Annotated in this window: 13 protein-coding genes and 1 pseudogene; 1 reads left to right on the forward strand and 13 read right to left on the reverse strand. The window is 68.4% G+C overall.

The window, feature by feature from the left end:
• Positions 1–35 precede the first annotated feature (35 nt).
• The 10 genes from ACP4E5_RS13670 to ACP4E5_RS13715 form a co-directional block, all read right to left on the reverse strand.
• On the reverse strand, positions 36–1,547 hold the full coding sequence (locus ACP4E5_RS13670; protein ID WP_425828413.1) for an amino acid permease: 1,512 nt from the start codon (positions 1,545–1,547) through the stop codon (positions 36–38).
• A gap of 268 nt (positions 1,548–1,815) precedes the next feature.
• Complete coding sequence (gene dxs / locus ACP4E5_RS13675) at positions 1,816–3,738, reverse strand: 1-deoxy-D-xylulose-5-phosphate synthase (RefSeq protein WP_425828415.1); 1,923 nt, start codon at positions 3,736–3,738, stop codon at positions 1,816–1,818.
• A 450-nt stretch (positions 3,739–4,188) separates the two neighbouring features.
• Positions 4,189–5,469, reverse strand: coding sequence for a sugar ABC transporter permease (locus ACP4E5_RS13680; protein WP_425828417.1), 1,281 nt, complete (start codon positions 5,467–5,469; stop codon positions 4,189–4,191).
• Positions 5,466–6,257, reverse strand: coding sequence for an ATP-binding cassette domain-containing protein (locus ACP4E5_RS13685; RefSeq protein WP_425828419.1), 792 nt, complete (start codon positions 6,255–6,257; stop codon positions 5,466–5,468). Before ACP4E5_RS13685 ends, ACP4E5_RS13680 begins: the two co-directional genes overlap by 4 nt.
• 150 nt (positions 6,258–6,407) lie before the next feature.
• Positions 6,408–7,514, reverse strand: coding sequence for an ABC transporter substrate-binding protein (locus ACP4E5_RS13690; RefSeq protein WP_425841305.1), 1,107 nt, complete (start codon positions 7,512–7,514; stop codon positions 6,408–6,410).
• 133 nt (positions 7,515–7,647) lie between these two features.
• Positions 7,648–8,859: an ROK family transcriptional regulator gene (locus tag ACP4E5_RS13695; protein WP_425828421.1), complete on the reverse strand. Its 1,212-nt coding sequence runs from the start codon at positions 8,857–8,859 to the stop codon at positions 7,648–7,650.
• A 197-nt stretch (positions 8,860–9,056) separates the two neighbouring features.
• Positions 9,057–9,989, reverse strand: coding sequence for a carbohydrate ABC transporter permease (locus ACP4E5_RS13700; RefSeq protein ID WP_425828423.1), 933 nt, complete (start codon positions 9,987–9,989; stop codon positions 9,057–9,059).
• Positions 9,990–9,991: 2 nt separating this feature from the next.
• Entirely contained in the window at positions 9,992–10,915 is a 924-nt protein-coding gene (locus ACP4E5_RS13705; protein ID WP_425828425.1) for a carbohydrate ABC transporter permease, read from the reverse strand.
• A gap of 64 nt (positions 10,916–10,979) precedes the next feature.
• Positions 10,980–12,428, reverse strand: a complete 1,449-nt coding sequence (ngcE, locus tag ACP4E5_RS13710; protein ID WP_425828427.1) for an N-acetylglucosamine/diacetylchitobiose ABC transporter substrate-binding protein — start codon at positions 12,426–12,428, stop codon at positions 10,980–10,982.
• Between the two features lie 316 nt (positions 12,429–12,744).
• Positions 12,745–13,809, reverse strand: coding sequence for a PP2C family protein-serine/threonine phosphatase (locus ACP4E5_RS13715; RefSeq protein WP_425828429.1), 1,065 nt, complete (start codon positions 13,807–13,809; stop codon positions 12,745–12,747).
• A gap of 531 nt (positions 13,810–14,340) precedes the next feature.
• On the opposite strand from ACP4E5_RS13715, the pseudogene ACP4E5_RS13720 reads away from it, so the two are divergent.
• Positions 14,341–17,939, forward strand: a pseudogene (locus ACP4E5_RS13720) (GH92 family glycosyl hydrolase).
• Between the two features lie 33 nt (positions 17,940–17,972).
• Here the strand turns inward: ACP4E5_RS13720 and ACP4E5_RS13725 are convergent.
• The 3 genes from ACP4E5_RS13725 to ACP4E5_RS13735 form a co-directional block, all read right to left on the reverse strand.
• Positions 17,973–18,221, reverse strand: coding sequence for a hypothetical protein (locus ACP4E5_RS13725; RefSeq protein ID WP_425828431.1), 249 nt, complete (start codon positions 18,219–18,221; stop codon positions 17,973–17,975).
• 543 nt (positions 18,222–18,764) lie between these two features.
• Positions 18,765–19,499: a type 1 periplasmic-binding domain-containing protein gene (locus ACP4E5_RS13730; protein WP_425828433.1), complete on the reverse strand. Its 735-nt coding sequence runs from the start codon at positions 19,497–19,499 to the stop codon at positions 18,765–18,767.
• Entirely contained in the window at positions 19,499–21,655 is a 2,157-nt protein-coding gene (locus tag ACP4E5_RS13735) for an ATP-binding protein (protein ID WP_425828435.1), read from the reverse strand. The genes ACP4E5_RS13730 and ACP4E5_RS13735 overlap by 1 nt, the downstream gene beginning before the upstream one ends.
• Positions 21,656–21,675 lie beyond the last annotated feature (20 nt).

A 21,675-nucleotide genomic window follows, 5' to 3' on the forward strand; every position in this document is an offset into this window, starting at 1 on the left:
CCATGACTAAGGAGGACATACGGGGGCGGAGGAAATCAGCGGGCGTTCTGCGCCGCGCGGCTGTGGCTCCTGCCGTACACGAAGTAGATCACCACGCCGACGACCATCCACACCGCGAACCGCAGCCACGTCTCCACGGACAGGTTGAGCATCAGCCACACCGAGCACGCCACGGAGACGATGGGCAGGAACGGCACCCAGGGGGCCTTGAAGGCGCGCGGGAGGTCGGGGCGGGTGCGGCGCAGGATGAGGACGCCGAGGGCGACCACGACGAAGGCGAACAGCGTGCCGATGTTGACCAGTTTGGAGAGTTCTTCGAGGGAGATGAAGCCTGCCACCAGGGCCGTCAGGAGGCCCAGGATGATCGTCGAGCGGTACGGCGTGCGGAACTTGGGGTGGACGGCGCTGAAGACCGGGGGCAGCAGTCCGTCGCGGCTCATCGCGAAGAAGACGCGGCTCTGGCCGAGGAGAAGGATCATGCAGACGGTCGTCAGGCCGATGACCGCGCCGAAGGAGATCAGGCCCGCCCAGAACGGGTGGCCGACCGACTTGAACGCCTCCGCGAGCGGTGCGCCCGGGTCGAGGTCCTTGTAGTTCTGCATGCCGGTGACGACCGCGGACACGGCCACGTACAGGACCGTGCAGATGGCGAGGGAGCCGAGGATGCCGCGCGGGACGTCCTTCTGCGGGTTGCGGGTCTCCTCGGCGGCGGTCGCGACGACGTCGAAGCCGATGAACGCGAAGAAGACGACGGCCGCGGCGGTGAAGATGCCCATCACGCCGAAGCTGGACGGCGTGAAACCGGCGATCCCTTCGAGAAGTGTGGCGCTCAGCCCCGAGCCGCCCTTGTTGTCCTGGGCGGGCGGGATGTACGGGCTGTAGTTGTCTGAGTTGATGAAGAAGGCGCCCACCGCGATCACGATCAGGACGACCGTCACCTTGATGGCGACCACCACGGACGTCACCCACGCGGACAGCTTCATGCCGATGACGACGACCGTCATCACGGCGACGACCAGCAGGAACGCGGCGATGTTGAAGCTGAAGCCGTTGCCCGAGCCCGGGCCCTGGAGGACCTCCGGGAGTGGGATGCCCCAGCTGTCGAGGAGCGACTGGACGTAGCCGGACCAACCGACCGCGACCGTCGCGCAGCCCAGGGCGAGTTCGAGGATCAGGTCCCAGCCGATGATCCACGCGGGGAACTCGCCGAGCGAGGCGAAGGCGAAGGTGTACGCGGATCCGGCGACCGGGACCGTAGAGGCGAACTCGGCGTAGCAGAGCGCCGCGAGGGCGCAGACCACGGCGGCGACGACGAAGGCGATGGTGACGGCCGGGCCCGCGTAGTCGGTGGCGGCGGTGCCGGTGATGACGAAGATGCCCGAGCCGATGACGACGCCGACGCCGAAGACGGTGAGGTCGAGGGCGGAGAGGGTCTTCTTGAGCTGGTGCTCGGGCTCCTCGGTGTCCTGGATGGACTGCTCGATGGACTTGGTCCGGAACAGGCCGTCGCGGCTCCGTGCCGTACCTGTGTCTGGCTGGTGGCTCACCGGCTACCTCCGTGGGCGTCGTCGTCCCCGACATGATCGAGACGAGTAGCCTTCGGCGCGCGGGTGAGTCCTGCGCATTCATACGAATGGGCCCGACCGGGCCCCCTTATGGGGGATGGTCGGGCCCGATCAAGCCCCGCCGGCGATTGAGGCGCGGGGTCCGGGGCGGAGCCCCGAGACCTCGGCCCCGGAGGGTGTTGCGCTCGCGGGGCTCCGCCCCGGACCCCGCTGCTCAATCGCCGCAGGGGCTTGAAATGGGCGAAAGGTGTCAGTCGCGGGCCGGTTCTGCTGTGGGGGTCGGCGACTCCTCGTACCGGCCGTCCAGCTTCGACACCAAGCCCGTGACCTGGCGGGCGATGTCCGGGGCCGTGAGGCCGATCTCGGCCATGATCTCCTTGCGGGAGGCGTGGTCGAGGAAGCGCGGCGGGATGCCGAAGTCGCGCAGCGGCACGTCGACGCCCGCGTCGCGCAGGGCCTGGGCGATCGACGAACCGACGCCGCCCACGCGGGAGTTGTCCTCGACCGTGACGACGACCCGGTGGCGCTCGGCCAGCGGGGCCATCGCCTCGTCGACCGGCTTGACCCAGCGGGGGTCGACGACGGTCGTCGTGATGCCCTGCTTGTCGAGGAGGTCGGCGATCTCCAGGCACATCGGGGCGAGGGCGCCGACCGAGACCAGGAGGACGTCCGGGCGGTCCGAGGAGGCCTCGCGCAGCACGTCCATGCCGCCGATCTTGCCGACCGCCTCGACGGCCGGGCCGACCGCGCCCTTGGAGTAGCGGACGACGGTGGGGGCGTCCGACACCTGCACCGCCTCGCGGAGCTGCGCGCGGACCTGGTCGGCGTCGCGCGGCGCGGCGATGCGGACGCCGGGGACGACCTGGAGGAGGGACATGTCCCACATGCCGTTGTGCGAGGCGCCGTCGGTGCCGGTGATGCCGGCCCGGTCGAGGACGAAGGTGACCCCGCACTTGTGCAGGGCGACGTCCATGAGGACCTGGTCGAAGGCGCGGTTGAGGAACGTCGCGTACACCGCGAAGACGGGGTGCAGGCCGCCGGTCGCCAGACCCGCCGCCGAGACGGCCGCGTGCTGCTCGGCGATGCCGACGTCGTAGACCCGGTCGGGGAACTCGTCCTGGAACTTCTTCAGGCCGACCGGCTGGAGCATGGCCGCCGTGATCGCGACGATGTCCTCGCGCTCCCGGCCGAGCTTGACCATCTCGTCGCCGAAGACGGAGGTCCAGTCGGCGCCGGAGGCCTTGATCGGGAGGCCGGTGTCGGGGTGGATGGGGCCGATGCCGTGGAAGCGGTCGGCCTCGTCCTGGAGGGCGGGCTTGTAGCCGCGGCCCTTCTCGGTGAGGCAGTGGACGATGACGGGGCCGCCGAAGCGCTTCGCGCGGGTGAGCGCGGACTCCAGGGCCTCGATGTCGTGGCCGTCGATGGGGCCGACGTACTTGAGGCCCAGGTCCTCGAACATGCCCTGCGGGGCGATGAAGTCCTTGAGGCCCTTCTTGGCGCCGTGCAGCGTCTCGTACAGCGGCTTGCCGACGACCGGGGTGCGCTCCAGGAGGTCCTTGCCGCGGGCCAGGAAGCGCTCGTAGCCGTCCGTGGTGCGCAGGGTCGCGAGGTGGTTCGCGAGGCCGCCGATGGTGGGTGCGTAGGAGCGCTCGTTGTCGTTCACGACGATGACCAAGGGGCGGTCCTTGGCGGCGGCGATGTTGTTCAGCGCCTCCCAGGCCATGCCGCCGGTGAGGGCGCCGTCGCCGATGACCGCGACGACGTGGTCGTCGCGCTCCTGGATCTCGTTCGCCTTCGCCAGGCCGTCGGCCCAGCCGAGGACGGTGGAGGCGTGGCTGTTCTCGATCACGTCGTGCTCGGACTCGGCCTGCGAGGGGTAGCCGGAGAGGCCGCCCTTCATCTTCAGCTTGGAGAAGTCCTTGCGGCCGGTCAGCATCTTGTGCACGTAGGACTGGTGGCCGGTGTCCCACAGGACCTTGTCCTGGGGGGACTCGAAGACGCGGTGCAGGGCGATCGTCAGCTCGACGACGCCCAGGTTCGGGCCGAGGTGGCCGCCGGTCTTGGAGACCGCGTCGACGAGGAAGGTCCGGATCTCGTCTGCCAGCTGGTCCAGCTGCTCCAGGCTGAGCCGGTCCAGATCGCGCGGTCCCGTGATGCGGGTCAGCAGCGGCACCCGTGCCTCCTTGCGATAGAGCTGTGAGTAGCTGGTTGAGCTGTCGAGCTTGCCGGGCCTGTCGATTCTAATGTTCCGCCTGTCGCGACGGCGTGCGGGCCGTGCGTTCCTCGTCACGCCCTCGTCACGAAATGGCACCAGCGCAGCCGCGTCCGTACGTGACTGTGCCCGGCGTCACCATTGACACCGGGCACAGTCAGTCGAGGCCAGAAGAGGCTCGGCAGCCGTCAGGACCTGTCCGGCGGCTCTTGCTGGAGTCGCGGGGTCTGGCACGCCCATCTGCGGCGTTGTCGTCGGTTGCCGACGCTCCGCGTCGACGCCCTCCTCCGCCTTGCAGCTGCACACTTCCCCAAGCTCTCGGCTTCGCTCGAGCAGGGGAGACCCCATTACCCCGCTCGGGGAGCCGAATGATCTGGCCCACCGAGTCCAGCCCGACCCGCCGGAAAGGTCCTAGGCGCGGCCGGCCGTCTTCTGGGTCTTACGGGTGATCGAGTCGATGACGACCGTGGCGAGCAGCACACCGCCGGTGATCATGTACTGGATCGGGGTGGCGATGCCCTGGAGGGCGAGGCCGTACTGGATCGAGGTGATCACCAGCACACCGAGCAGCGCGTTCCAGGTGCGGCCCCGGCCGCCGAAGAGGCTGGTGCCGCCGATGACGGCCGCGGCGATGACGTTCATCAGGAGGTCACCGGCGCCGGCGCTCTGGTTGGCCGCCGCGATCTTGGAGGCCCAGAAGAGGCCGCCGACCGCCGCGAACAGGCCCGCGATGGAGAAGACCGAGATCCGGATCGCCGTGACGTTGATACCGGCACGCCGGGAGGCCTCGACGCTGCCACCGAGCGCGTTGACCTTGCGGCCGTACGAGGTACGGCGCAGCACGAAGTCGCTGCCGACGAGGACGATGCCGAACAGCAGCACCGCCAGCGGCAGGCCCTTGTACTGGTTGAAGATGACCGCCACACCGAAGACGGCGATGGCGAGCAGCACCGTGCGCAGCACGATGTCGCTGAGCGGCCGGGACGGGATGCCCGCGGCCTCGCGGCGCTTGTTGCCGAGGAAGGTCGGCACGAAGTAGGCCAGCACCGCGATGACGGCGAGGCCGTAGGAGGCGGCGACGTCCGAGAAGTAGTACGTGGTGAGCTTGCCGACCACGCCGTCGTCGTCGATGTTGATGGTGCCGTTGGAGCCCAGGATCTGGAGCATGAAGCCGTTCCAGAACAGCAGGCCCGCCAGCGTGACGGCGAACGCGGGGGCGCCGAGCCGGGCGAAGAAGAAGCCGTGCAGGGCGCCGATGACCGCGCCCGCGGCGAGCGAGATCAGGACGGCGAGCCACTCGTTCATGCCGTGCGTGACGCTCAGTACCGCGGTGATCGCCGAGGAGACACCGGAGACGGAGCCGACCGACAGGTCGATCTCGCCGAGCATCAGCACGAAGATGATGCCGACCGACATCATGCCGGTGGCGACCATCGCGACGAGGATGTTGTTGATGTTCTCCGCGCCGAGGAACGCCGAGTTCAGGCTCTGGAATATCGCGCAGATGACGATCAGGCCGATGACGACCGGGATGGCACCCAGGTCACCGCCCTTGATCTTCCGCTTGAACTCGCTGACGTAGCCCGCGAAGCCCTGCTCGCGCACGAGGAGGCGGGGGTCGACGGCGGTGACGGCGGCGCCGGCGGCCACTCCGGGTTCGTCCGAGGGTGCCTTGGTCTTGTCGATGCTCACTTCTGGGCCTCCCCATTCGCGCGAGCCGCACGACGGGTCACGGCGTTGTCCGTGGCGCCGGTGATGGCGGAGATGATCTCTTCCTGGGACGTGCTCTTGACCTCGAACACGCCGTTGTTGCGGCCGAGCCGCAGGACCGCGACCTTGTCGGCGACGGCCTTCACATCGGCCATGTTGTGGCTGATGAGGATGACCGCGTGGCCGCGCTCGCGCAGCCGCTCGACGAGGTCGAGGACCTGCGCGGTCTGCTCGACACCGAGGGCCGCGGTCGGCTCGTCGAGGATGACCAGCTTGGGCTCGCCGAGCATGGAGCGGGCGATGGCCACGACCTGCCGCTGACCGCCGGAGAGCGAGGCGATCGGGATCCGCACGCTGGGGATCCGGATCGACAGGGTCTCCAGCAGCTCCCGGGAGCGGCGCTCCATTTCGATCTCGTCGAGGATGCCGCGCTTCTTGATCTCGCGGCCCAGGAAGAGGTTGCCGACGACATCGATGTTGTCGCACAGCGAGAGGTCCTGGTAGACGGTGGCGATGCCCAGGTCCTGGGCATCGTGCGGCCGGTTGACCGCGACGGGCTTGCCGTCCCACTCGATGACACCGTCATCGATGGGGTGCACGCCTGCGATCGTCTTGACCAGGGTGGACTTTCCGGCACCGTTGTCGCCGACCAGGGCGACCACCTCACCGGCGTGGACTTCAAGCTCTACGTCGGTGAGCGCCTGCACGGCACCGAATCGCTTGGAGACCCCGCGCAACGCCAGCACGGGCGTAGCGGACACGTGAACCATCTCCTTCACCGCCAAGGCCTGACCCGGCGGGAGGTTGAACTCAGAAGAACGAGGGGGGTGTTCCGTCCGGCACCCCGCCGTTGAGCTGCGGGGCTGTTGGCGGCGGGGCGCCGGACGTGCATCAGAGGGCGTCGAGCGCCCGTACGCGGGTTACTTCAGGCCGAGCTTGTCGCAGGCCGCCTTGTACTTGGCCGTGCAGATGTCGTTGACCGTGTAGTAACCCTCCTTGATGACCGTGTCCTTGATGTTGTCCTTGGTCAGCGACACGATCGGGACGATCACGGAGGGGATGCTCTTCTCGGTGCCGCTGTCGACCTTGGTGGTCTGCAGGGAGCTGTCGAGCTTGCCCGTCTTGGCGATCGAGACGGCCATCTTGGCGACGGTCTCGGCCTCCTGCGGGTACGACTTGAAGACCGACATGTACTGGTCGCCGGTCACGATCCGCTGCACGCCCGCGAGTTCGGCGTCCTGGCCGGTGACCGGGGGAAGCTTCGAGACGCCCGCGCCCTTGAGCGCGGTGATGATGCCGCCCGCGAGGCCGTCGTTGGCGGAGTACACGCCGACGATCTTGTCCTTGCCGACGGCGGAGATCGCGGCCTCCATGTTGGAGTTGGCGTTCTCCGGCTTCCACTCCTTGGTGTCGTACTCCTTGGCGACCTTCACCTTGCCGTCGAGGACGGAGTGGGCGCCCTTCTTGAAGTCACCGGCGTTCGGGTCCGTGGCGGCCCCGTTCATCATGACGATCTCGTTGCTCGGCTTGGCCTTGTCGCCCAGGGCCTTCAGGAGCGCCTTGCCCTGCTCCTTGCCGACCTCCTCGTTGTCGAAGGAGGTGTAGGCGGAGATCGGGCCCTCGGCCAGGCGGTCGTAGGCGACGACGGGGATGCCCGCGTCCTTGGCCTTCTTGACCCCGCCGGCGACGGCCTTGGAGTCGACCGAGTCGAGGATCAGCACGTCCACCTTGTTGGTGATCATCGTGTCGATCTGCTGCGACTGGACGCTCGCGTCCTGCTTGGCGTTGAGGTACTGGACCTTGCCCTTGCCGTTGGTCAGCTTCTTGACCTGCTGCTCGATGATGGGCTTGTCGAACTTCTCGTAACGCGCGGTCTGGTTCTCCGGGAGGAGCAGACCTATCTTCAGCGCGTCACCCTTCTTGGCGCTCGACTTGGCGCCTTCGTCCTTGGACTCCTTGGCGCTGCCACAGGCGGCGAGAGACACGGCCATGGCGGTGGCACAGAATGCAACGGCGGCACGACGCATACGCGTGTTCACTTCAGAAACCTCCCTGACGAGGCCGCGACGTTGCGGCCGAGGTGGCTGGAAGTCAACTCGGCCGCAACCGCAGCGTCAAGGAGTAAATCCTTAACGGGTTGGCAACGGTGTCATGCGTTCTCTAAGTGAAGGCAGGTGTAGCTGCGGGCACAGCACCTGCACCGGACCCGTCCAAAAGCATCGAATCGCCCATCTCGCTCAGCGCCAGGGCCAGCGCGCCGAGCACCTCCGCACGGCCCCCCAAGGCCCCTGGGAGGACCGAGAGTTGGCGTCCGGCGCTGGGGATCGCATAGCGCCCCACGGACTCCCTGATGGGCCCCAGGACCAGCTCCCCGGCCTCCGCCAGATCGCCGCCGAGGACGACCCGGCTGGGGTTCAGCAGATTGCACAGGTTCGCGACGCCGGAGCCGATGTGCCGGCCCACGTCCGCGACGACGCGGCGGCAGCCCGGGTCCCCGTCGCGCGCGAGCCGCACGACGCCCTCCATCGTGAGGTCGGTGCCGTGGCTGGACTGGAGCAGGGGCAGTACGTAGCGGGCCGCGGTGAAGGTCTCCAGGCAGCCGCGGTTGCCGCAGCGGCACACGGGACCCGACTCGTCGAGCGTGATGTGCCCGATCTCCCCCGCCGTGCCGCCCGGCCCGCGGTAGATCTTCCCGCTGATCACGAGGCCCGCGCCGACACCGCTGGCCACCTTGATGTACGCGAGGTCCTTCACGCCCCGGCCGCTGCCCCACACCAGCTCGCCGAGCGCGCCGAGGTTGGCGTCGTTGTCGACGTGCACGGGGACGCCGAGGCGCCTGGCGAGCTCCTCGGCGGGCTTGGTGCCGGACCAGCCCGGCAGGATCGACGTGGAGCCCAGCGTGCCGCTCTCCACGTCGATGGGGCCCGGCACGCCGAGCCCGATGCCCGCGACCTTCGCCCGGTCGACGCCGGTGGCCACGATGAGGCGCTCGACCAGCTCTTCGGCGCGGTCGAAGCCCTGCGCCGCGGAGGCGTCCACGTCGAGCGGCTCGGACTCCTCGGCGAGCACCTGGTGGGCGAGGTTGCCGACCGCCACGCGCAGGTGGGTGTGGCCGAAGTCGACGCCGATCACGATGCCGGCGTCGCCGCTCAGCGAGACGCTGCGGGCCCGGCGGCCACCGGCCGACGTGGGTGTGACCTCGACCGTTCCGCCGTCCTTGAGCTCCCGGACGATATTGGAGACCGTCGCGGCGGACAGGCCCGTCGTCCTCGCGATCTCGGCCTGCGTGAGCGAACCGGCGAGACGTACGGCACGTACGACCCGCTCGAGATTGGCCCGGTGCAGCGAGGACTGCGACCCCGGAGTCTCCATTGACCCACCCTTAGTCCCTTGGCCCACGTCACCGTACGTGACCAGACCTTGTACAAGTTATGAACTCCAAGCTCCGCTGAAGGTGTCTCCGCCGTCAAGCCCTTGACATAAATACGTTCCCGCGGAAACGCGCAGAAGTCCGGCCACGGGGGATTTGCCCCGGGGCCGGACCCCTCGTCGCACCAGAAACCAGACGGCTACTTCAGCGCCCCCGCGGTCAACCCCTGAACGACCTGACGCTGGAAGATGATGTATGCCGCGAGCACCGGCAGCATCGCCATCACCAGGCCCGCGAAGAGGCCCGACCAGTCGCCCTTGTAGCCCTGGCTCGTGGCGAGCTCCACGAGGCCCTGGGCGAGGACGCGGTTGTCCGGGCTCGGATTCAGGACCGTCGGCAGCATGTACTGGTTCCACTGCCCCAGGAAATTGAAGATGCCGACGCTGATCAGGCCGGGCTTGGCCATCGGCAGCATGATCTGGAAGAACGTCCGCGTGTGCGAGGCCCCGTCGACGAAGGCCGCCTCCGCGATCGAGGTCGGCAGCGTTCGGAAGAACGAGGTCAGGAAGAACACCGTGAACGGCAGTGAGTACGCGATGTACGCGAGGATCAGTCCGGGCAGCGTGTCCAGCAGGGCCAGGTTCTTCACCACGTAGAACAACGGCACAAGGGCCAGCATGATCGGAAAGCTCATGCCGCCGACGAACAGGAAGTAGATGAACTGGCGGCCCGGGAATTCGAAGCGGGCCAGCACGTACGCGACCATCGAGCCGAGCACGAGCGTGCCGACCAGCGAAAAGCCCACGACGATAATGGTGTTGAGGAAATAGTCGCTCATATGGGCGTCGGACCACGCCCGCGACCAGTTCTCGAAGTGCAGTTTGTCGGGCAGCGACCACGGCGAGCCGAAGATGTCGCCGTCCGTCTTGAAGGACGTCATCACCGCCCAGAGCAGCGGCATCACGACCATGATCGCCCAGAGGATGAGCATGCCGTGCGAGAAGACGTTGAGGACGCCGCCCCCGCTGCTCTTCTGCTTGTCCTGCGGCGCGGTCTTGCTCTTGGCGACCGGGTCGCCGCCGCTGCCGCGCTGGGCGGGGACCTCGGACGGCGGGGTGTCGGTGGTCTTCATGGTCAGAACTCCAGCCGCTCGCGTCGACCGAGGCGCATCACGACGGCCGCGAACAGCAGCGTGAGGACGAGCAGGGCGACACCGATCGTCGTTGCGTAGGCGGCGTTCGCGTCGCGGAACGCCGATTGCCAGACGTACAGGGGAAGGACGGTCGTCGAGTAGTCGGGGCCGCCCGGCCCCACCGACATGATCTGGACCGAGGCGAAGGCCTCTGCGCCGAGGGCGAGGATGCCCATGTAGATCCAGCCGGACTGGATGGTGTCCCACAGCAGCGGCATGGTGATCTTGAAGAAGGTGGTGGCCCGGCCGGCCCCGTCGAGCAGCGCCGCCTCATAGAAGTCCTTCGGGATGGACGCCATGCCCGCCGAGAAGAGGACCACGAAGAACCCGACCGTGCTCCACACCAGGACGGCCATGATGGACCACAGGGCGACGTTCGGGTCGCCCAGCCAGTCCTGGGCGAGCGAGTCCAGGCCGACCGCGTTCAACGCCCCGTTGATGGCACCGTCGTTGGGGCTGTACGCGAACCGGAAGAGGATCGCGACGATCGCGATCGACAGGACCTGCGGGAAGAAGTACGCGATCTTGTAGAAGCCCGAACCCCGCACGCCCGAGACGGCGTTGCCCTTACGGTGCCGTCCGCCCACATTGATCATGAAGGCGAAGAACAGGGCGAGGCCGAGCGTCACCAGCGGCAGCAACACCACGAACATGGCGCTGTGTTGCAACGCCTTCCAGAAGACGTCGTCCTGGAACATCTTCTCGTAGTTCGCGAAGCCCACCATCTTGAAATCGGGGCTGAGTCCGGTCCAGTCGGTGAACGAGTAGTAGATCGCCTGGATGAACGGCCAGATGACGAAGACGGCGTACAACGCCAAGGGGGCCACCAAGAACCCCACGATGAAGCGGTACTTGCCGTGTTGCATGGTTAACGACCCCGATCGGTAGGCGGGCGCCGCCGCTGGTGACAGTTGCGCATGTGCCCTGCTGCTACTGGTGCTTGTAGTGCTTGATGGACGAGTCCTTGGCCGTCGCGTCCGCGAAGCCCTGGATCTTCTTGATGGCCTCGGCCGGGGTCATGCGCCCTGCCATCATCTCGCCCAGGCAGGCGACGCCGATCTGCTCCTTCTGGAGCTTCGCGTACCAGTCCTGGAGGCGCGGGTTGACCACGTTGTCCTTGGCCAGTTCGAGGGCGGCGTTGGCCGACTCCGTGCCCGAGGTCAGCTTGATGCCCTCGGTGCCGCCGTTGAACGCGGTCAGCGACTTCACCAGCTTCGTGGTGTTCTGCGAGGACTTCTCGCTGAGCATGATGCGCAGCTGCTCCATGCCGCCCTTGGCATTCTTCGCGTTCGCCGGGACGATGTACGGCTCGGAGCCGGCCGCCCAGATGGTGCCGAACGGCATCTTGTCGCTCTTGTCGAGGCCGGACGGCGCGCTGACGGTGAGCTCGAAGTCCTTCGGGATGACGCTCGCCGACTCGTTCTCCACCCAGGAGCCGTTCGGGAGGAACAGCGCCTTGCCCTTGGCCCACGCGGTCTGCGACTGGATGTGGTCGATGCCGGGCGTGCCCTTGAGGATGTAGCCCTTCTTGAAGAGCTCGTAGTACGCCTCGAAGGCGGCCTTGACGGCCGGGTCCTTCCAGGCGTTCGGCTCCAGGTTGTCGATCTTGTCGAGGACCTCGCGGCCGCCGATCTTCGCGATGAACGGGTAGAGCGAGAACGGCAGGTAGTACGGGTACTTGCCCGCGTACGTCCAGCCCGCCATGCCCTTCTTCTTCGCCTTCGCGCAGACGGCGAGCATGTCGTCCCAGGTCTGCGGGTATTCCGCGTCGAGCCCGTCGAGCGCCTTCTTGGAGTACCAGACGCCGTACACGGTGTAGGCCATGTACATCACGACGCACTGCGAGCCCTCGAACTGGCCCATCTCGACGACGCCGGGGCGCAGCGTGTCGCGGAACTTCTTCTTCGGGTCGTCGACGGACGGGGCGTCGAGCAGCGGCGTGAGATCGGCGAGCTGCTTCTTCGAGAAGAGGACACCCATGTCCATCTGCTCGGCACCGGAGTTGTCGATGAGGTCCGGCGGGGTACCGCCGTTGAACTTCGGCTGGAGTTCGGACTGGATCTTCTGCGTCGAGTGGAAGTTGACCTTCGACTTGGGGTGCGCCTGCTCGTACATCTTGTTGGCGTCCTTGGCGTACTGCGTGCCAAAACCACCGTCGAAGATGACCACGGAGAGCGCGGCGCTCTCGTTGATGCCCAGCGGGTTCTTGGCGGACTTCTTGCCGCCCTTGTCCTTGCTGCTGGAATCGTCGCTGCCGCTGGCGCACGCGGACAGCAGACCCATCGACGGCACGGCGACCAGGCCGAGCGCCGCCGAGCGCTTCATCAGGTCACGGCGTCCGACGCCACCAGTGGTGTTCTGCTCGGAAGTGGATCCCATGCTCAAGTCCTCGCCTTCTCCAGGACTCAGGCGGTGAACCGGATCCTCCCCGGCACCGCGGTGATGTGCTGCGTAACGCAGGTGGAGCTGGGTGGTGCCCGCCCGGATCTCGAACAGGCCGGGGCGGTGGCGACAGGTATAGTCCACTCACTATGAGGGGGGCAAGATCGAATGCAGGTTTGGGCATCGGTCTTTTCCGAGTTGAGACCTCCCGGAAATACGTCGCACGAGCGACGAACCGATCTTTCCAACTTCCTTGTCTACAAAGGGTGTAGCGGAGGGTGCGGCGGAGGCGTAGCGGAACCGTTCGGGCCGCTTACTCGGATACCGCGCCGTATTCCATGAGCAGCAGCGCGGAATCGTCGTCGACACCGGAGTCCGTGTGCACCTGCACATCTCCGCGCAACCGCACCAGGCAGTCGTCGAGGGATTCGCCGCGCAGCAGTGAGACGCGCTGGACGAGCGGATAGAAGGCGTCCTCCGCGTTCCTGGCCTCGGCGAGCCCGTCGGTGTAGAGCAGCACGCGGTCGCCGTCCGCCAGGTCGACGCGGCTCGGCTGCGGCGGGTCCTGCCCCAGCCAGTCCAGGCCGAACGGCAGGGCGGCGCTCGGCGGGTGCGCGAGCTCATGGCTGCCGTCGGCCCGCACGACGAGCGGCGGCGGGTGCCCGAAGGAGAGCAGCGTGAGCCGCCCGGACGGGTCGAGTTCGGCGAGGACCGCGGTGACGAACTGTTCGTCGACGCCTCTGCGGCGCAGCGCGCAGGACATCCTGGCGGCGACGTCCTCCAGGTCGTCGGCGTCGTGCGCGCTCATCCGGAAGGCGCTGAGCATGACGACGGCCGTGCGCACGGCACTGAGCCCCTTGCCCTGTACGTCGCCGATGACGACGCGGACGACGTCGCGCGCCGGCACCACCTCGTAGAAGTCGCCGCCGATCCGGGCGTCTTCGGTCGCCGAGACGTAGGAGGCGGCGATCCGGGCGGGCTCGGTGTTCTGGGGCACCGGGGCGAGGATGACGCTCTGTACGAACTCGGAGATCATGCGGTGCCGGGTGGCCTGCCGCTCGTGCCGCACGCGCGCGTGGGCGGCGACGGCGGAGGCCACGGTCACCGCGGCCACACTGAGCAGGGCCACCACGCCGCGCCGCGTGAAGAGCAACTCGTCGTACAAGGCCACCGCGGCGCACAGCAGGAGCGCGACGAAGCCGCACGTGACCACCTTGCGGGCCGGTGAGCAGCAGGCGGTGAGCGCGGGCGCGATCGCGAACAAGGGCAGCAGTCCGACCTCCTCGCCGAGCACCACGTCGAGCACCGCGACACCGGCCGCGGCGACGAGGCCGGGGCAGACCGCGGTGAGCCACGACGGGAACGCGGGAGCGCGCACGACGCCTCCTGTGGGGGCTGTAAAGCAAAAGGCCGGAAATGGGATCTTTTAACAAGATTTGCCACTGTACATGGGCGATTCGCCCGACCGATTCGGCGATCACAGCCCGTCGGGCAGAGCACACACGGCGTGTCGGGTCCGCCTTTTCGAACCGGGCCGCCCGAAGGGGTCAACACCCTTGACACCACTGGGCACTTGAGCCCCTACTGGACTCTGCTCATCAACTGACAACGTTGTCCAGTAGCCGGAGGGTGCGCCTTTATGCGAGGCAGATCCAGACAGCTCAGATCCAGACACAGACTCGGGACCGTGGCCGCGCTCGGCGCGGCCGCACTTGTGCTCACGGCGGCGGGCCAGGGCCTCGGCCCCGCCGGCGCCGCGCACGCCGCGGGCGGCAAGCCGGAGTTCCGCTCCTCCTTCGAGGCCGGCCAGCCCGCCCCCGACTGGCTGAACACCGTCGACACCGGAGCCGACGGGAAGAAGCGGGCGAGCGGCGTCGACGGCGCGTACAGCAGCGGCATGCCGGGCAATGTGAACGGCCATGTCACCGACATACGCGCCAGTGACGAGAACACCAGCGGCGGTGAGACCAAGGAGAACCTCGTCGACGGCGAGCCGACGACGAAGTGGCTGGCGTTCACGCCGACCGCCTGGGTCGAGTACGACCTCGACGAGCCGGTCAAGATCTCCAAGTACGCGCTCACGTCGGCCAACGACCACGACGAGCGCGACCCGAAGGACTGGACCCTGAAGGGTTCGACGGACGGCAAGGAGTGGACGACGCTCGACTCCCGCTCCGGCGAGACGTTCGACAAGCGGCAGCAGCTGAAGTCGTTCGACATCCAGAGCCCGGCGGACTACTCCCACTTCCGTATCGAGTTCACGAAGAACAACGGCGCGAGCGACGCGACGCAGCTCGCCGACTTCCAGCTCTCGACCGGCGACGACTCCACCCCGGCCCCCGAGGACATGCTCTCGCTTGTGGACCGCGGCCCGACGGCCTCGCCGACCGCCAAGGCGGGCGTCGGCTTCACCGGCACGCGCGCGCTGCGCTACGCGGGCACGCACAAGGGTGAAGGACGCGCCTACTCGTACAACAAGGTCTTCGACGTCGACGTGGCGGTGGCCAAGGACACCGAGCTCGCGTACAAGATCTTCCCGTCGATGGCGGACGGCGACCGCGACTACGACGCCACGAACGTCTCCGTCGACCTCGCCTTCACCGACGGCACGTACCTGAGCGACCTCAAGGCCGTCGACTCCTACGGCGGGCTGCTCACCCCGCAGGGGCAGGGCGCGGCCAAGCGGCTGTACGTGAACCAGTGGAACGCCGTGAAGTCGGGCATCGGTTCGGTGGCGGCCGGCAAGACGGTCGACCGGGTCCTCGTCGCGTACGACTCCCCCAAGGGGCCGGCGAAGTTCCGCGGCTGGCTCGACGACATCAGCATCGCCAAGGCCAGGCCGGCGAAGCCGAAGGCGCACTTGAGCGACTACGCGTCGACGACCCGCGGCACGAACTCCACCGGTGGCTTCTCGCGCGGCAACACCTTCCCGGCGACGGCCGTCCCGCACGGCTTCAACTTCTGGACGCCGGTGACCAACGCGGGCTCGCTGAGCTGGCTGTACGACTACGCGCGCGACAACAACGCGGACAACCTGCCCACGATGGAGGCGTTCGCGGCGAGCCATGAGCCGAGCCCGTGGATGGGCGACCGGCAGACGTTCCAGGTGATGCCGTCGGCGAAGACGGGCGACGCGCTCGACACTTCGCGTTCCGGGCGGGCACTGCCGTTCAAGCACGACGACGAGACGGCGACGCCCTCGTACTACGGCGTGAAGTTCCAGAACGGCGTGAAGGCGGAGATGACGCCGACCGATCACGCGGCGGCGCTCCGCTTCAGCTACCCGGACGACGACGCGAGCGTGGTCTTCGACAACGTCTCCGAGCAGGGCGGTCTCACGCTCGACAAGGAGAACGGCGTCGTCACCGGCTACTCGGACGTGAAGTCCGGCCTGTCGGCGGGCGCGACGCGGCTCTTCGTCTACGGGGTCTTCGACAAGCCGGTGAAGGACGCCGACTCGTCGGGCGTGAAGGGCCACTTCACGTTCGACGCGGGCAAGGACCGCACGGTGACGCTGCGCCTCGCCACGTCCCTCATCGGCCTCGACCAGGCGAAGGACAACCTGGCGCAGGAGCTGCCGCAGAAGCGGTCCTTCACGGACGTACGGAACGCTGCGCGCGCCCAGTGGGACACGCTGATGAAGAAGGTGGAGGTCGAGGGCGCGACGGACGATCAGCGCACGAGCCTCTACTCGTCGCTGTACCGGCTGTACCTGTACCCCAACTCGGGCTTCGAGAAGGTCCGTTCGGAGGACGGGAAGAAGTCCGCGTACAAGTACGCGTCGCCGTTCTCGCCCATGCCGGGTCCCGACACTCCGACCCACACCGGCGCGAAGATCGTCGAGGGCAAGCCGTACGTCAACAACGGCTTCTGGGACACGTACCGCACGACCTGGCCCGCCTACTCGCTGCTGACGCCGAAGAAGGCGGGTGAGCTGGTCGACGGGTTCGTGCAGCAGTACCGGGACGGCGGCTGGACCTCCCGCTGGTCCTCGCCGGGCTACGCGGACCTGATGACCGGCACCTCCTCCGACGTGGCGTTCGCGGACGCGTACGTGAAGGGCGTCGACGACTTCGACGTGGAGTCGGCGTACAAGGCGGCCGTGAAGAACGCGACCGTGGTGGCGCCGTCGGCGGGTGTCGGCCGCAAGGGCATGGAGACGTCCCGTTCCTCGGCTACACGTCGTCGGAGACGCACGAGGGCATGTCGTGGGCTCTTGAGGGCTATCTCAACGACTACGGCATCGCGGAAATGGGCCGGAAGCTCTACAAGAAGACCGGCGAGAAGCATTACAAGGAGGAGTCGGAGTATTTCCTGAACCGTGCCCGTGACTACGTCAACATGTTCGACGACAAGGCGGCCGAGGGGAGTTCGAGCCCGGGCTTCTTCCAGGGCAAGGACAAGGACGGCAACTGGCGTGTGAAGTCGGCCGACTTCGACCCGGCGATCTGGGGCTACGACTACACGGAGACCAACGCCTGGGGCTACGCGTTCACCGCCGTCCAGGACAGCCGCGGCCTCGCCAATCTGTACGGCGGCCGTAGCGGACTCGCCAAGAAGCTCGACACGTTCTTCGCCACTCCGGAGACCGGCTCCGCCGCTGTCGCCGGCTCGTACGGCGGTGTCATTCACGAGATGACCGAGGCGCGTGACGTGCGGATGGGCATGTACGGCCACTCGAACCAGGTCGCGCACCATGTCACGTACATGTACGACGCGGCGGGTCAGCCGTGGAAGACGCAGGAGAAGGTCCGCGAGGTCATGTCGCGGCTCTACACCGGCAGCGGGATCGGGCAGGGCTACCACGGCGACGAGGACAACGGCGAGCAGTCGGCCTGGTACCTGTTCTCCTCGCTGGGCTTCTACCCGCTCGTCATGGGCAGCGGTGAATACGCCATCGGTTCCCCGCAGTTCACGAAGATGACGCTGCACCTGGACGGCGGGAAGGACCTCGTCGTCAAGGCGCCGAAGAACAGCGCGAAGAACATCTACGTGCAGGGCGTGAAGGTCAACGGCCGTACGTGGACGAAGACTTCGCTGCCGCATTCGGCGATCGCGAAGGGCGGCGTCATCGAGTTCGCGATGGGCGACAAGCCGTCGAAGTGGGGCACGGGTGCGGACGCCGCGCCGACGTCGATCACGAACGACGACAAGGTGCCCTCGCCGCGCAAGGACGCGATCACCGGATCGGGCCCGCTCTTCGACAACTCCTCGGCCACATCGGCGAGTTCGGAGTCGGTGGAGCTGCCGGTCGGGACGGACGGCGCGAAGGCGGTCCAGTACACGCTGACCTCCGAGGACAAGGCGAAGGCCCCGACGGGCTGGCGCCTTGAGGCCTCGGACGACGCGAAGGACTGGAAGACGGTGGACACCCGCTCAGGCGAGTCCTTCGACTGGGACAAGCAGACACGGGTGTTCTCCGTGCCGTCCCCGGCGGCGCACAAGCACTACCGGCTCGTGTTCACCGGCGGGGCGGCGACGGTGGCGGAGGTGGAGCTGCTGTCGTGACACGTTCCCGGGTGGCGTGCCGCACGCGGCGCGTCACCCGGGGCAGTCGCCGCCGTACGTCCGGTACAGCGACAGCTTGCGGTCGTGACGTACGGGAGGGAACTCCACGACCGGCACCGGCTTGCACACCGACCATCTGTTGTGGGTGTCCTGGCCCGCGAAGCCGTACGTTCCGGTCGCCCCCTGGAACATGTTCACGCTGTTGACGGTGGGCTGCGACAGGGTCGTGTAGAGCTCCTGGCTCGTCGGCAGTTTCTCGCCCTTGCCCTTGCCCCTGTTCATGTCGGCGAAGGTGCGCTTCATCGCCTCGGTGAGCAGATGGAGACCGTCGTAGTACGAAGCCGCGTAGCCGTCGGCCAGGGGCTTGTCGCCGAGCGTGTGCGCGGTCCTGAGCGTGTTGAAGCGGTCGAGGAAGTCGTCGACGCCGGCGGGCCGGTCGGCGGCGCCCCGCTTCTCCCAGCGCGGGTCGAAGGACGCGGCGTCGACGATCGTGGCGTTCGCCTTCTTCAGGTCCCGCTCGACCTCCGGCCTGGTGAGCGTGGGCTCAAGGCCGATGCCGGACTTCAGGATGCGCAGGGGGCCGCCTTGGTTGCAGCTTCCCGCGTCGGAGAGGGCGTCGATGAAGCCCGGGAGGTCCTGGTCGCGGCCCGCGAAGAAGACCGTGTCCGTGGGCTCGCGGCCGCCGCAGATCTTGTTGATCGCGTCGACGAAGAGGCCCGGTTCGCCCTCGTCGCTGCCGGAGGACCCGGTGAAGAGGGACCGGTTGGTCCGGAGGCCGTAGGTCTTGCCGAAGCGGTTCTCGAGGGTGCTCGTCAGGTCTTCCGATTACACGTCGCCCGAGTGCCGGTCGAGCAGCAGCAGCCCCTTCTTCCTGCCCTGCGGGTAGGTGTCGAGGTAGTGCTTCAGGGCGTTCGCGAACTCCTTGTCGTCCGGCGAGGTCTTGAAGAAGTACGGGAAGTTCATCGACGAGGCGTTGATCACCGGGCCCACCGTGGGGATCTTGCGTGCGCTCAGTTCGCCGAGGGCCGCTTTGGTGTCCGTCTGGCTGCTCGGTATGCCCGTGACGCCGACGAGCGGGTGCTTGTCGTCGGCGGCCAGCGAGCCCAGCTTGTCGACCACGGGACGCCATTGGTCGAGCTGCCGGCCGACCGGTGCGAGCATCAGCTGGACCTGCGGGCCGCCCGACCCGGCGTTCGCCTCCTTGAGCGCGGCGAGGGAGCCCGCGAGCGCGCGGCGGATCATGTCGCTGGTCATCGCGCTCCTGTCGCCCGAGGTGAAGGCCATCATGAGGCCGACACGGACGTAGGGGGTGCCGCTCTCCGAGGCGACCCGGTCGTTCTCCTTGGCGATGGCGTCGAGGAGCGTGCCGATGTCGTCGTCCGCCTCGAAGGACTGTGTGGTCACGCCGATGCACTGGCCGTGGATGTCGCTCAGCCCGTCGTCGCACCTGCGCATGAGTTTCGAGCCGCCGTAGATCCCGCCCGCCACGAGCGCGAGGACGACCACCGCGGCGACGCACCAGTCCAGCGGCCCCCACTCCCTGATCCTGCTGCCGAACATCAGCCTCCCTCCCCGGAGTTGGTGCCCCCGGTCACGGGCAGTTCCTGTCTCTTGCGGGCGGCCGTCGGCCAGTCGCGGGCCGCCTGGCCGAGGGCCGCGTACCAGGTGGGGTGGCGGCGCGCGAGGAAGCCGAGCTCCTCGCCGACGGCCTTGCACATCCGGTCGGCGTCCGGGTCGAGCGCGGCGTCGGCGTACGGCTCGGAGAGGTACCACAGGGCGTGCAGCAGGCGGTTGATGCTGCGGCCCGAGGGGTCGAGGCGCGCGTAGCGGGCCGCGTGCTCGCCGTCGGCGATCTCGACGCGCTGGTCGCGCCAGGTGTCATCGGTGGGCGGTACGGGCGCGGACGCGCAGCGCTGGAGGCACAACAGCCAGTGCTCGACGCTCTGTTCGGCCTCCTCCGCGTCGAACTCGTCGGCGAGCATCGCGACGACCTGCCCCGGGTTCCCGGCGGCGAGGTTGTGGCGCAGGGCGTCGGCCTCCTCGGTCTCGGCGCGCTGGACGTGGTGGAGGTGGAGGAAGGCGTGCACGGAGCGCCAGCTGTGCGGTTCGTCGCCCGGCGGCAGGGTGCGCCGCGCCTCGTGGACGAGGAGTGTGCGCAGCAGTCCGCTGGTGACCAAGGGGCTGTCGGCGTCGGGGAGTTCCTGCCACTTGCGCTCGACGAGGTACTGCGCGGCGGCCGTGGCGGGCAGTTGCTCGGGGCCGACGAGGCCGAGGTCCTGGGCGAGCGCCTCGGCCGCCTTGGTGTCCCTGGCGAGGCAGAGCTTGATGAGGCGGTCGCGCTGTCTGCGGTCGGGCAGCAGGTCCCGCAGCAGCACCTCGGTGACGGCTCGGCCGCCCTCGACGCGCAGGTCGAGCAGGTCGCGCGGGGCGACGGCCCGGTTCTGCTTGGCGGTCTCGACGGCGGCGTCGGCCAGCACGGTGCTGGCCGAGGGGTGGCCCCCGGTGAGCGCGTGCAGCGCGGAGGCGAGGTGCGGGTGGAGCAGGCGTGAGGACGCCCGGTCGAGCATGGAGAGAATGTCGTCCCTGGTCAGCGGGGTGAGCGGGAGGACGAGGAGGCCTTCGGACGGCTCGTGTCCCGTCCGCCTCCACAGGGTGGCGGCGTGTCCGGAGCGTCTGACGCCGCCGGGCGGCAGCAGGTCGACGAGTTGCCGGCGCACGGCGTGCGGCGCGTCCTCCGTCGGCAGGTCGCCGAGGCGGGTGGCGATGACGACGGTCCGGTCGTCGTACTTGCGCTCCCCCAGGGCCCGCTGTTCCAGGAGGAGTTCGAGGAAGCGGGAGCCCGCGGGGGTGTGCGCCTCGTCGAGCAGGATCAGCGGCCAGGGCTCGCGGTTGAGCCGGCGCAGCACACCGTGCGAGTGGGCCGTCTCCTCCAGGAAGGCGGCGGTCAGGGCCTGTTCGGCCGCGTGGAGGTAGTCGCCGCCGCGGTGGAAGCGGCGGGACAGCAGCCACAGCGGATCCTCCACGGCGATGGTGCCGTCGGGGGTGGTGTGCCGCTTGCGGAACCAGGAGCGGGCGGGCTCCAGGGGCATCCTGGCGCCGAGCTGGCGCAGCAGGGCGGCGGTGACGGGCTGTGTTCCGTCCGGGTCGTCGGGGTCGCCGTCGCGGGCGGCGGCCTCGCTGAGCGAGGTCTCGACCTGCGTGGCCCAGTCGCGGGCGACCTCGCGCTCGGTGCCGCGGGCGAGGCCGCTCGCCAGGAGCATCCGGGCGTGCCTGCGGCAGAGCTCGTCGCGCTCGTCCGTCTGCCCTTGGCGCCAGCCGGACACGGCGAACAGGGCGGGCATCAGCGTCCGGTAGGTGCCGTACGTGGGGGTGAGCGCGCACACGAGGCGCTCCAGGATCTCGGCGGGCGACGCGGCGGGCTGCGGCGGCACGCTGCCCTCGGGGACCTCTTCGGCGAGGCCTGCGGCGGGAGAGCCCGGCACGACGGCGCGCACGTGGGCGAGCGGGAGGCGGCCCCGGTAGCCGCGGGCGAGGGCGTCGAGGAGGGCGCTGCGTCCGGAGCCGTGCTCGCCGGTGAGCAGCACGATCGGCACGTCGGATCCGAACTCCCGCTTGGCGCGGGCGCGTTCGTGGAAGGCGAGCCCGGTCAGCGAGGGGACGAGCGATCCCACCAGGGGTTCGCGCCCGTACAGAAAGGGCGCTCTGGGCCTGGCCATCTTCGGCTGTCCTGCTTCCC

Origin of the sequence: Streptomyces fractus, assembly GCF_049844455.1 — a bacterium.
Lineage (GTDB): Bacteria > Actinomycetota > Actinomycetes > Streptomycetales > Streptomycetaceae > Streptomyces > Streptomyces fractus.